The sequence below is a fragment of the Paenibacillus sp. FSL E2-0151 genome (genome assembly GCF_037993015.1).
GTDB lineage: Bacteria > Bacillota > Bacilli > Paenibacillales > Paenibacillaceae > Paenibacillus > Paenibacillus amylolyticus.
The window spans coordinates 1,308,237-1,321,797 of the sequence record NZ_CP150308.1 but is presented as its reverse complement, the minus strand read 5'-3'; the positions used below and the strand labels follow the sequence as shown (position 1 = coordinate 1,321,797).

9 protein-coding genes are annotated in these 13,561 nt (G+C 48.5%); 3 read left to right on the top strand and 6 right to left on the bottom strand.

Translation table 11 applies throughout. The features are described 5' to 3' along the window. The first annotated feature begins 17 nt into the window (after positions 1-17). On the top strand, positions 18-1,802 hold the full coding sequence (locus MHI55_RS05955; protein WP_340389272.1) for an ABC transporter ATP-binding protein: 1,785 nt from the start codon (positions 18-20) through the stop codon (positions 1,800-1,802). After that, a complete protein-coding gene (locus MHI55_RS05950; protein WP_340032073.1) occupies positions 1,795-3,627 on the top strand; it encodes an ABC transporter ATP-binding protein in 1,833 nt (610 codons plus the stop codon). The genes MHI55_RS05955 and MHI55_RS05950 overlap by 8 nt, the downstream gene beginning before the upstream one ends. Before the next feature lie 670 nt (positions 3,628-4,297). Here the strand turns inward: MHI55_RS05950 and MHI55_RS05945 are convergent. Continuing rightward, positions 4,298-5,854, bottom strand: coding sequence for an ATP-binding protein (locus tag MHI55_RS05945; protein WP_036672692.1), 1,557 nt, complete (start codon positions 5,852-5,854; stop codon positions 4,298-4,300). A gap of 274 nt (positions 5,855-6,128) precedes the next feature. Here MHI55_RS05945 and MHI55_RS05940 point away from each other — a divergent pair, with 274 nt between their 5' ends. After that, positions 6,129-6,464 carry a hypothetical protein gene (locus MHI55_RS05940; protein WP_036606384.1) on the top strand — a complete coding sequence of 112 codons (336 nt, stop codon included), beginning with the start codon at positions 6,129-6,131 and terminating at the stop codon, positions 6,462-6,464. 276 nt (positions 6,465-6,740) lie between these two features. On the opposite strand, the gene mglC is transcribed toward MHI55_RS05940, so the two are convergent. From mglC to MHI55_RS05915, 5 genes are all read right to left on the bottom strand, one after another. Continuing rightward, a complete protein-coding gene (gene mglC, locus MHI55_RS05935; RefSeq protein ID WP_036606383.1) occupies positions 6,741-7,760 on the bottom strand; it encodes a galactose/methyl galactoside ABC transporter permease MglC in 1,020 nt (339 codons plus the stop codon). A 15-nt stretch (positions 7,761-7,775) separates the two neighbouring features. Next, positions 7,776-9,281 carry a sugar ABC transporter ATP-binding protein gene (locus MHI55_RS05930; RefSeq protein WP_340389270.1) on the bottom strand — a complete coding sequence of 502 codons (1,506 nt, stop codon included), beginning with the start codon at positions 9,279-9,281 and terminating at the stop codon, positions 7,776-7,778. 74 nt (positions 9,282-9,355) lie between these two features. After that, entirely contained in the window at positions 9,356-10,417 is a 1,062-nt protein-coding gene (locus tag MHI55_RS05925; RefSeq protein WP_047844125.1) for a galactose ABC transporter substrate-binding protein, read from the bottom strand. Positions 10,418-10,600: 183 nt separating this feature from the next. Then, positions 10,601-11,779, bottom strand: a complete 1,179-nt coding sequence (locus MHI55_RS05920) for a substrate-binding domain-containing protein (RefSeq protein WP_340389268.1) — start codon at positions 11,777-11,779, stop codon at positions 10,601-10,603. After that, on the bottom strand, positions 11,766-13,553 hold the full coding sequence (locus MHI55_RS05915) for a sensor histidine kinase (protein ID WP_340389266.1): 1,788 nt from the start codon (positions 13,551-13,553) through the stop codon (positions 11,766-11,768). The genes MHI55_RS05920 and MHI55_RS05915 overlap by 14 nt, the downstream gene beginning before the upstream one ends. Between the last annotated feature and the right edge of the window lie 8 nt (positions 13,554-13,561).

Here is a 13,561-nt window from a genome sequence, read left to right as displayed (position 1 = left end):
ATTGAGGTGATTCCCTATTGTGGACGTTAAAACGATTCTTGACCCCATATAAGTCGGCGGCAATCGTCGCCCCGCTGCTCATGGTACTTGAGGTTACCATGGACCTGCTCCAGCCCAAGCTGATGTCCAGCATTGTAGATGATGGTGTACTTGCAGGGAATCTGCCCCATATCGTGACTACAGGTCTGATCATGCTACTTGTTGCGTTAATCGGCTGGATCGGCGGCGCAGGCTGTACACTCTATTCAAGCAAAGCTGCCGTTGGATACGGCACAGATCTGCGCCAGGAACTGTTTGACCATATTCAAACCTTCTCTTTCCGCAATCTGGATACGTTTCAGGAAGGATCTCTGATCACTCGTCTGACGAGTGACATTACCCAGATGCAGACCTTTGTGCAGATGCTGCTACGGATGTTTATCCGTTCGCCGATGCTGATCATCGGTAGTATCATCATGGCGTTTACGATCAGTGTGAAGCTGGCTTTGATTCTTATTGCGACTGTACCGGTGCTGTTTATTATTTTATTTATCCTGATAAAAGCTTCCTATCCGCTGTTCGCCAGTGTGCAGAGCAAGCTTGATCAGGTCAACGCTGTGCTTCAGGAGAATCTTGCCGGCATTCGTGTCGTCAAGGCGTTTGCACGTGCGCGTCTGGAGAAAAAGCGGTTCAAACAATCCAATGAAGATTACACCTCAACTGCCGTCAAAGCCTGGCGTATTGTCACACTGAATGCACCCGTACTCAGCCTGATGCTGAACGCTACCATTGTAGCGGTGCTGTGGTTTGGAGGTTTCCAGGTAGTGGGAGGCGATATTGCTGCCGGGGATCTGATTGCTTTTATCAACTATGTCACGGTTGTACTCTCGTCCCTCACGTCGATCGGCATGATGATGATGAGTTTCTCCCGCGCCAAGGTATCAGCTGCACGGATCAACGAGGTGTTACATACACAGCCGGATATTCAATCGGGAACCGATAACTCCCGGAATGTACAGTCATCCCCGTCTACTCGTGATCAGTCCCGAAACCAAACGTCTTCTCTTCCCTCCCACACAGGCGGTCAAGTGGAGTTCAGAGACGTATCTTTCCGTTATGACGGAGACCATGCACTCACTGACATTAACCTGAAGGCTCGCCCGGGTGAGAAAGTGGCCCTGATCGGTTCAACAGGTTCAGGCAAAACCTCGCTGGTGCAGCTGATTCCCCGTCTATACGATGCTTCGCAGGGTGAAGTGCTCGTGAATGGAGTGAACGTTCGCCACTGGGATCTTCAGGATCTTCGTAGTCGTGTGTCCATTGTGCTACAGGAATCCATCCTGTTCAGCGGCAGCATCCGGGATAACATTTGTTTCGGCCGGCCCGGTGCAACGGATGCTGAATTGCGTGCTGCGGCACAAGCTGCGGCAGCGGATGATTTTATTATGAAACTGAAAGATGGTTATGACACGGAGCTGGGTCAACGCGGGGTCAATCTGTCCGGTGGACAAAAACAGCGGATATCCATTGCACGCGCCCTGCTCATGCGACCGGAAGTACTGATTCTGGATGATAGCACCAGTGCTGTTGATCTGCGTACGGAAGCGAGCATTCAGAAGGCTTTGCAGTCCTTGATGAAAGACAGCACGACCTTTTTGATTGCACAGCGGATCTCCTCCGTGAAGGATGCAGACTGTATATATGTCATTGATGAAGGACAGATCGTTGCCAGAGGCACACATGATGACCTTATGGCTCATTCATCACACTATCAAGCCATCTATTATTCGCAGCAACGGAAGGAGGATGTTCAATTTGGCTAAACCTGCATCTTCCTCCATACAACAAACGGTCGTGCCTCCCATCGGAAGACCCGGACCAGCGGGCAGAGGACCTGTTCCCAAAGTCAGAGCCAAAAATGCTCGCCACGCCCTGATTCGGGTATGGTCGTACATGGGACGTCATCGCAAAGGAGTTATCGCTGCATTAGTGCTGACGGCTCTTGGAACACTGCTCAATCTGGCAGGACCTTACCTTCTCGGCCGCGCCGTAAACGAACATATTGTGCCCAAAGTAACAGCGGGTTTGCTGAAGGAATGTCTTCTTTTGCTGAGTGTGTATGTCCTTGGCTCACTCCTGATGTGGGCTCAATCCTATGTCATGATTGGTGTGTCCCAACTGACCGTTAAGGATCTGCGACATGCATTGTTCTCCCGACTACAAGAGCTGCCTGTCCATTTTTTTGATAAAAATCAAAGCGGGGATCTCATGAGCCGGGCGACCAATGATATCGATAACGTATCTACAACGCTGAACCAAAGCGTAACCCAATTGATGTCCAGTGCCATCCTGCTCGTTGGTTCCTTATCAATCATGTTTGCACTTGATGTACGGCTTACCCTGCTCAGTCTGGTGACTGTACCGTTGATTACCATCGCCACTCGCCTGATCGCGTCAAGAACACGTAAACACTTCACCGCCCAGCAGAAATTGCTTGGTGAGCTTAATGGGTATGCTCAGGAAACCATTGCTGGACAAAAAGTCGTAGCGGCTTATAACCGTCAGGATCAGGCACATCAACATTTTGAGAATTTGAACGAGAAACTGCGCACATCCAGCACACAGGCCCAGACCGTTTCGGGTTTGGTTGGACCTACGATGAACGTGATGAATAATATCGGGTTTGCCATACTCGCTTCTGTAGGTGGATGGATGGCTTATCATGAAATGACGTCCATCGGACTGATCGTCAGCTTTCTCGCTTACTCCCGCCAGATTGAGCGGCCGCTCAACGATCTGGCCAATCAGTACAATCTGATTCAGGCTGCAATCGCAGGTGCTGAACGTGTGTTCCACATTATGGATACACCTAGCGAATACGTAGAGGAACAGAAGAAACAACTGGACCAGATTCAAGGTAAAGTGGTATTTGAAGACGTCTCTTTCGGATACAGTGCGGAGCGAGACATTTTGAAGAAGGTCAGTTTTACTGCAAAACCTGGTGAGATGATTGCACTTGTTGGACCCACCGGCGCAGGCAAAACGACCATTATCAACCTGTTACCCCGTTTCTACGAGATTACAGGCGGACGGATTACCATCGATGGATGTAACATCTCGGAACTGGAGAAGGATCAACTCCGTCGGCAACTCGGCATTGTACTTCAGGATGCCTACCTGTTCTCGGGTACCATTCGCGACAATCTCGCCTACGGCAAGCCCGACGCAACCGATGAACAGATCAGGCAAGCGGCTGAGCTGGCGAATGCACATTCGTTCATCCGCAAACTGTCACAAGGTTACGACACCCCCATCATTTCCGGGGGAAGCAACCTGAGTCAGGGACAACGACAACTGCTGACCATTGCCCGGGCAATTCTGGCTGATCCGGCCATTCTTATTCTGGATGAAGCAACAAGCAGCATTGATACGCGTACAGAGATGAAGATCCAGGAAGCGATGCGCACTTTAATGAAAGACCGCACCAGCTTTGTCATCGCCCACAGGCTGAGCACGATTCGTGAAGCCGATCAGATTCTCGTCATTGATGATGGACAGATCGCTGAACGGGGCAACCATGATGAGTTGATGAAGCAACAAGGATTCTACTATCAGTTACATCAGGGACAGCTCAATAAGTCGAACTAAAGCGACTCTGCAAAGTTACTCCATGCCGAAGCGGACCTTAGCGCGTATGGAGCAAGTAATTGCGTTGTATCCTGAATGTGGGAGAACATGTCCTTCGCGTGCGAACAAGCGATCAATATGCCACAAAAGTGGATTTTCTCTATTCCAAATGAAAAGCTCCACTCCGTGCCGGGCTTGAGGACATCGTCCAGCTCGCGGTTGGAACAGAGCAAGAGCGTAAACTAACGAATCTGAGGCGCCTTATTCAAGCTTTTGAAGCTCCCTCAGAAATCTAAAGAACCTGAGACACGTTATATCCAAATAAACAGCCATTTTCAGCGTTTTTTCATGGGTTGTTGGGAAATAACGTGTCTGAAGTTTCTTACAAATTAAAGTAAGGACTTGAAGGCTAAATAAGACGTCCTATGTTCCTTAGAAAATCGACTACCCATTCGCCAAGATCAACCGGCTTGAACTTCAGACTTTTATACGCTGACCTCTATCATCATATCGCTTACTTGAATTTGAAGTCACACTCTTATATAGCTAAAATGATCGGAACCGATGTGGACTCCACACATTAGCTAATCGAAATATTAAACGCCGCACGGGGTTCTTCTGGACCCATGCGGCGTTTTTATGTTTTTGTCTAATGACTATTTAATTGCTATCTCTGGGTCAGTTATATGATTTATGTCTCCATTGGCAGATGAAGCGTGAAGGTGGAACCAACCCCCATTTCACTATGGACGGTAATTTTACCATTGTGATCCTGAACGATTTTCTGGCAGAGCGCAAGTCCCAGTCCCGTACCTTCTTCTTTGGTTGTATAAAATGGATTAAAGATTGTGGATAGCGAATTTTCCGGAATGCCGCTTCCTGTATCTGTAATTGAAATGAGTACTGCGTCTCCGTCCTGCAACAAATCCATATGGACCTCACCAGGGTCTGTCATTGCTTCAAAAGCGTTACGAATCAGATTGATCAATACCTGCACAATTTTATCTCGATCCATGATGATCACAACTGGCTCATTAGTCATTTCAAGCGTAATTTGATGCCCTCGGGATGCCGCATCTGACTCGGTCAAAGACATCACTCGTTCAAGGCAGTGACCCAAATGTTCAGGCTTCATGTGATTGGCATGTGGTTTGGAAAACTGCAAAAATTCAGCTGTCAGATCGGTTACTCTCGTCACCTCACCCATAATCACTTCATACCATGGCGCGATATTAAACGCTTGTCCACGTGACAACTGCAGGAATCCCCGAATTGCGGTAAGCGGATTTCGAATTTCGTGAGCCATACCTGCGGCCAGTTCACCCACAGCCCTTAGTCTTTCGGAACGAAATACTTCTTCTTCATTTTTCAGCCATTTGCTACGCTGTTGTTGAAGAAGCCTATCTTCGGCAACCGTCATAAAGTGCTGCAACGAATCCGACATTTCCGGGTACAGGGAGATGCTATAGCTTACCTGGAGTCCTTGAAGCTGCACGGATAACAGTGACGACATTCGTTCTTCCACATCCTGTATCTCTGGCAAAACGACCGCAAATCGGTCTCCTGCATACCGGGATATGCCATAGGCCTCGGTGAAATGATTGCTGATCATCTGGCCTGTACCTGTGATTACCGTACACCAAGGATCTTCTGACTCTTTTTTAAAGCCGCTAAAGTTATTGACGTTCAAAAGGACAAGCAAAAAAGACCGTTGCTCTTCTACTGTCTTATGTAACACCTCCATGTAACCTTCGTAATTCAACAGTCCGGTAAGCGGATCATGCAGGGTCAAGAACCGATTTTTTTCCCGAAGCCTGCGCTTCTCGACCTCACTGTTGATTAAGGTATGATACAAAAAAATGATAACAACCGAGGTTAACAGGTCAAATAACGAAACCAGCAAAGCATATGTATCTACAGGCACATACGAAAGCCGAATCAACGTATATTGCAACATAAGCAGCAACGAAATCGGCAAGGTCTGCGCCAACCTTGGTTTGTCCTGGATCATTGAAATAATGAGCATATAATACAGCATGTTGCACCAGTTCAGTTCACTGAAATAGTGGAATATCCCTAGAAAAATCCACTGAAATTTTCGCAACACAGGATATCGTCTCTCCCCATAAATACTTGCTACCAATAATGTCGCCGAAAGTGACATTATTGCCATATTAGGGGTAAGCCTGAGAACATAAGAGGACAGAATGACAAGCAGACAACCTAGCGGGAATATCACCATTTTCATCGTGTAACTAAGCAAACAGCCTCGCCCCCTTTGACATAAAACTCACATCAAATAACTTATGTACATGTATTATATCGATTATGATTAGCTGATGTTGTCGATTAGTGGAGGCTCGCCAAATTCGCACGAATGTATAAATTATGAAGGCAATAGGACATATGATGTAATTGTAATCAACAAAAGTGAAACAATTCCTCTTCGCATAGATCAATATTGTGGTACAATACATTAATGGATTAATTTAGGATAAATACTTGGTAATGGAGGATATCACATGACAACACAACGAAAACCACTGGGCCTCGGAACGCTCTCTCTACTCGTACTCTTGATGGGTCTCGCCTTTAATTTTCAATGGGGCACAACAAATTTTATGATCAGTCATTATCTTTTTAACTTAATAAATATACCGATTTATAGCAACGGAACTCAAGGACTTCACATTCCTTTTGTAGTAGCAGCCCTCTTCTGGATTCCAGCCTTCTTGATCGCCAAAAAAAATCGTTCACATTATGGCACAAGTGTATCTTATAACGTCGCCGGATTTATGTTGCTCTTATGCATCATTGGACCAGTTATCCCCGTTATCGATTGGATGGTCAATGGTTAAACAATTAAAGCCAGCTCTCTATATCCCGAGGGCTGGCTTCTTTGCTGCTTTACCATATAAGATGAACAAATTGTTTACACGATAACGTAGAGGACAGAAATAACCTGAAGAAGCGGAGCGTTCGCCTAAAAGCTTTCTGAAAGAAAGCTGCATCGGAAGCATATGCTATCCCCGGATTTTCACTTCTTTAGAAGGGAATCAAAAAATCTGGGGATAACAGCGATCAGAAGGTTGTTCTGTCATCGGAGTGACTGGTGTAACCTCTTGAGGCTCATCTTATTTCTTCGCCATATACTTACGGATATCAAAAGCCACCGCAGCAACAATGATCAATCCTTTGATAATCAACTGCCAGTATGGACTTACACCGATAAACGTTAGACCATAGTTGATGACCCCGAAGATCAACACACCCGCCATAACCCCGGGTACCGTTCCAATACCTCCTGCCGTTGATACGCCGCCTACCACACATGCGGCAATTGCATCCAGCTCATACATGTTACCGTAATTGTTTGTTGCTCCACCTGTGCGTGCTGCCTCAAGCACACCACCCAGGCCATACAACGCACCCGCAATGGCATACAGCGCAACCAGGTTGCGAGCCACATGAATCCCGGATACATGCGCTGCCTGAATGTTGCCACCGATCGCGTACATATTTTTGCCGAGACGTGTTTTGTTGAAGATCACCCAACAGATTAATGCCACCGCAATCGCAATCAGGACAATATACGGTATGGAATAACCTCCGCCTAGATCAATGTATCCAGAGCCAATAACGGTAAAATCGGGTCGCAATCCTCCGATCGGCTGTGACTGGTTGGGTTCCGTATCAAAATAAATGGAGTTCAGTCCGTACACGGCAACCATCGTACCCAACGTTGCGATAAAAGGTGGCACATGTAATTTGGCGACAATGAGTCCATTTACCAATCCCACGAATAGACCCGCGGTAATCCCGACAAGGATCGGCAGACCCACCCACAACTGAGGCAGATCGGGGAAGAAGCGATTGGCATACTCGTCAATTTGCAGCATCGATGCCGATACAACCGCCGTCAGACCAACCACCCGTCCAGCGGACAGATCGACCCCACCCGTGACAAGGATAAAGGCTGCACCGAGCGCAATAATGGCCCGTGTGGAGGACTGCTGCAAGATGTCCCGCAGTGTGGAGAAGGCCAGAAAATTCGGATCGGCAATCGCAATACCTATAATGAGCAGGATCAGTACGATAAAGATGGCGCGTTGTGTTACATATTGTTTCACTTGATTGATCATCTGTGTGTTCATCTGTTTCCCTCCTGACTAAGCCATCCGCTGCTGCGCGGCCAGCCTCATAATATCCTGCTCGGTTGCCTCGGCTCCGTCCACGATTCCTGTGAGACGCCCTTCGCTCATCACCATAATGCGATCCGACATACCCAACAGTTCGGGCATCTCCGAGCTAATCATGATAATGCTTTTGCCCTGACGAGCCAGTTCCGTAATAATGGTGTAAATCTCGAACTTGGCCCCTACATCGATTCCACGTGTCGGTTCATCCAGCAGCAGTATCTCTGGGTCGGTCAGCAACCAGCGGGCCAGCAAAACCTTCTGTTGATTACCGCCAGACAGGTTGCGAATCAAAGTGTTAACTGAAGGCGTTTTGGTTCTGAACTTCTGCGTCTGCTCACGTGCCTCTTCGCGGCCCTTCTTCTCGTCCAGCAAGCCCACGCGATTTCGGTAGCGCCCCAGACTGGCAATGATCGTGTTCTCATACACCGACAACACCGGGAAGATTCCTGTGACTCTTCGTTCTTCGGTGAGTAACGCGATGTTATGACGCTTCGCTGCTGCGGGGGAGTTAATCTTCACCTTGCGCCCATGAATCGAAATCGTACCTGAAGCGAGTCCGCGTAGTCCGAACAAGGACTCAATCAGTTCTGTCCGCTGTGCTCCAACTAGGCCGCCAATGCCAAGCACTTCACCTTTTCGCAGCTCAAAGGATACATCACAAAACGATTTGGACTGGCTTGATGTCAGACCCTCGGCTTTTAATATCACTTCACCAGGTACATTCGTCCGTTCCGGGAAACGTTCGTCCAGATCACGGCCAACCATACGCGTAATGATCAGATCTGTCGTTAAATCCGCAGCATCCCATGTCCCGACAACGAAGCCATCACGCATGATCGTCACTTCATCCGAGATCGTCAAGATCTCCTCCATCTTGTGTGAAATATAGATAATGGATACGCCGCGACTGCGCAGTTCATTAATAATGGTAAAGAGCTGATCCACTTCCTTGCCTGTCAGGGAAGAAGTTGGCTCATCCATGACGATGACTTTGGATTGAAAAGAGACCGCCTTGGCAATTTCCATGGATTGAATTTTGGAGACAGACAGTGTTCCAGCCTGAGCCTTCGGGTCAATATCCAAGTTCAAGTCTTTGAACAGCGCCAGCGTATCAGTATACATCCGTTTCTCGTCCACCAGTATTCCCCTCATCGGAAAACGACCCAGCCATATATTCTCCATCACCGGACGATGCGGGACCGGGTTCAGCTCCTGATGAATCATGGATATGCCTTGCTGTAGGGCCGCTTTGGAATTCGGAATATCCACACTCTTTCCTTCGATACGTATCGTTCCTTCATCCGGGTGATACATGCCGAACAGACATTTCATAAGTGTGGATTTCCCCGCTCCATTCTCTCCCATCAAGGCGTGAACCGTCCCCGGTTTCACTTTCAATGTGACCTGACTTAGTGCCTGCACACCCGGAAATGCTTTGGAAACTCCATTCATCTCCAGCAGGTAAGGTGACTCCATCTTGGTTCCTCCCTTCCATATGACCGGCAAAAAAGGGACGCTACCCGAATGTCGGACGTCCCTGTCTCGTGCTGTTATTGGGCGTCGGCGATGTTGTCTTTTGTAATCTTTTTGTATGCAATCCAGACGTATTTACCATCTGTAATGTCGTATTTGGTATTTTCCTTTGTTGGTGTCTCACCTTTAGCAAGAACGGAAGCCAGTGCCACCGTAGCTGCACCCTGATTCTTGGCATCATTAAGCACCGTGCCCAGCATTGTGCCATCCTGTAGAGCCTGAATGGCTGGAGCTGTTGCATCCACACCTACCACCGGCATGGATTTGCCATCCTTGAAGTATCCGGCTGCTTTCAATGCCTCAATGGCTCCCAAGGCCATGTCATCATTGTTCGCGAGAACAGCTTCAATCTTGTCACCATGGGAAGCCAGGAACGCCTGCATTTTCTCCTGACCTTTTACCCGATCCCACATCGCCGTGTCTTCCGCCAGTGCTTCCACTTCGATACCGGCATCCTGGATCGCCTGAACCGAATATTTGGTCCGAAGCTCTGCATCCTGGTGACCCGGTTCCCCTTTCAGCATGACGTATTGCAGTTTGCCATCACCGTTTTTGTCCGCTTCCGGATGTGCTTTCCAGTAATCCACAATCAGCTGACCGGAGATCGTACCGGACTCCTCCGCTTTGGCTCCTACGTAGTACACTTTATCCCACTTGTTCATATCCTCAGCTACTGGCTCACGGTTGAGGAATACCACCGGAATGTTCGCTGCCTTGGCCTTGTCAATAATGACACCTGCCGCCGTCCGGTCCACCGGGTTCACGGCCATTGCATTATATTTCTTGGATACAAACAGATCGACTTTCTCATTCTGGGTCGGCTGTGCATTCTGGCTATCCACGATATCCAGAGTCGCAACGCCTTCCGCTGCTGCGGTCATGGCATTACGTACACCCGTCATGAATGTATCGTCAAATTTGTAGATGGCAACACCAATCTTTGGCGTTTCCGTACCGGCTGCTGTCTGGCCTCCTGTATCTGTTCCCGTATTTCCACCTGCGCTGTCTCCGCCGCTACTACACCCCGCCGCCACAACCATACATGCCGTAATCAACAGTGTCATCCACGTTTTCTTCATATTCTTCATATCCTAATGACCTCCCCCAAGTTCATTCGGCTTCACCGATGTCTTTATTATGAAAGGGTTTACATTAAATTCGAATACAATATCTTCACCTGTTCTATCGAAATCTTCCTCAAATTAACAAACACCTTAATTTCGTCATTCAGTATTCGTTCCGGCACTCGTTCCAGCATTGGTTCATTGTACAAAAGGAAACAACAGCTTCTGGTTATCCATCCAGAACATATTGTCTGTACTAACCAGCTTGGTCTCAAGTAACACTCTCGCTTGCACCTGTTGATTGTTCAGCCGCGCAACGGCTTGATTCAATCCCAGATAACCTGCACTGTATCCATTCTGGACGATGAGATGATCAAAGACCCCTTCTTGCAATTGCTCCAGTTGCTGTTGTTCACTGCCAAACCCAACAATCCTTACCTTTTCCGCCGATTTGCGTCGATTCAGTTCATCGGCTGCTCCCAGAGAAGCAGGTTCCTGAAGAGTAATGAAGCCATCCACCTCCTGCTGGTCCAGCAATTGCTTCGCAGTCTGCCAACATCCATCCCGTGTATTACATATCGATTTGGGTTCCGCTTGAATATCAGGATACTGTACCAAGGCTTCCATAACTCCCTGCTCTCTCTGAATAAGACCAGAATTAAGAGGATCGGGGCCCAATAAAGCCACATGCCCTTTCCCTTCCAGAAGCTCCGCCATAGCCTGGCCGGCCTGTCTTCCCGCCTCAACATTATCCATCGAGATGAAACTGGTGATGCCTTTCACGGGAAATTCATCGTTAAGCACAATGACAGGAACAATGGTTCCATCGGAATTTGTTGTCTGTGCCTCCTGAATGATGTCACTAAGGGCCTTCTCACTTAGGGGATCAACCAATAGAGCTGATGCCCCCTGCTTCAGAGCCGATGCTGCGGCCTCCACTTGAGCCTGCTCTCGCGCACTGCGAGACAACGTTCCACGGCCTGCATTGGCCTGCTTAACCTGCATCTGACTTCCAGCAGAGTCCAGAATGGCAGGCGTGTACACATCACCATCGGAAGGGTATGCTTCCACAGTAATCAGTTCGGCTCCGTTCTCTTTGGCAGCCGCTTCGGCGCCAAGCCGGATAGCTTCCGCAAGTTCCCCTGTCCCAGCTGGCGTAATCAGCGCGATACGTGGCGGCACTGCCGTAGCATCGGGACTCGATAAGCCACAGGCGCTGCATATGAGCAGACAGCAGCATGCAGCTGTCTGGGTTACTAACCGACGTTTCCGGATTCCAGGAAAGATCGCAGCAACCTTTTTCCAAAACGTACGAATGTATGACCCTACAACTCTGTGGCTGTGGATATCGCCCCTATTCTCCTTATTGTCTGTCATTAGGCTCGCCCTCCTTCTGCTGAGATTGAATGGGAATCCGAACCCAGACCGTGGTTCCTTCTTCCAACTCACTTGCAAATTCAAGTCCGAAGCCCTCCCCATAATAGAGCCGGATTCGGTCATGGACGTTGCGTACCGCTACGCCGGAGCCTGCACCACTTTTGACCACAGGACGACCACTTAATAATCCCGACATCTGTGCTTCCGTCATGCCGACCCCATTATCTGTAATGCGAAACACCAGCTTGTTGTCCTCACGATAAACATCGACCTCAATACTTCCTTCGTCCATGTGGTACTCGATGCCATGAACAATGGCGTTCTCAATTAGGGGTTGAAGCACCAGCTTTAATGTCAGGCAATCCAGAAGCGTATCATCTGCCTTAATCGTAAAGTTGAATTTGCGCTTGAACCTCATCTGTTGAATCGTCAAATAATGCTGCGCATGCTCCAGCTCTTCCCTGATCGTGATAATCGTTTTGCCTTGACTGAGACTGATGCGGAACAGGCGAGAGAGAGACGTGATCATCGTAATCACTTCCTCATTGCGGCTCATGCCTACCATGCGCACCACTGAATTCAGAGTATTATATAGAAAATGTGGATTGATCTGGGCCTGCAAGGCTTCCAGCTCCAGACGCCGCTTCTGCTCCTGTTCATGGATGATCTCATCCATCAAGGTTCGGATTTTATTGACCATCAGGTTGAAGCGACGGGATAGTCGTTCCACCTCCAGCGGCCCTTCAATAGGCAACTCCACGTTGAAATCCCCGCGCTCCACGGCCTTCATCTTACGTTCCATTCGCCGGATCGGACGAGTCAGACTGGAGGAAAGAAACAGGGATACGAGAATGACCAGTACCAGTACAACGACCAATACACGAATGAGATATCCGTTCACTTCCTGACGCGTTGTCATAATCTCATCCAGATAAGCAACACCGACGATTTTCCACCCGATATTGGCAACGGACTTCACGGTATTCAGCCTTTTCTGCCCATCTGCTTCATCTTCGTAACTGCCGGAAGCCACCAAAGCCTGTTCGATATTCTCGCTTTTGAGTCCCATATACATCAATTGTTGCTGCGGATGGTACACGATATTGCCCGCACTCTCATCAATGATATACACGTATCCTCGTTGCCCCAGACTGACCCGACGGCTCAGTTCATCCATCTGTTTGAAATTGATATCGACCAGCAAAATAACCTGCCGATCCTGACCATTTTGCCGTATCGTTATGCCTTTGCTCATGGAAACGACCCATTTATATGGGCCTGTGTACATGTTCTGAATATGAGGTAACGAGAAACTCAGGTGATCCGGCACACGAAGCGCAGACTGAAACCACCCTTGCTGTGTCACATGGGCGCTGGTTTTTAATTCGGCTGTAGGTCGGTTCTTGAGCAATTTCCCCGTGGAATCAAGCAGAGTAATCGAGATGATATCTTCACGACTGCTGAGCAGTGTGTCAAGCTGTTTGTCCACCAGTTCCCCTTCCCATGTCCCGTCACGCAGCATGTGTTCCTCAATGGCACGGTACAGATGAGACATACTACGGACGTAATCCTCCAGGTTATAACTGACCTGGTCCACAATCTGTCTCGTCGTGAGTTCCGCACTTCGCTCGGCAGCCTGCGTGAACTTGTCATGCAGAAGCATCGCCATGATGGTTAGCACCAAGACGATGAAGACGGAAAAGGACCATGTAATAATAAACCGGATACTGCTGACTCTGGACGAACGCAGACGAGAGCGTAATTGAACTCCCATGGACTTCA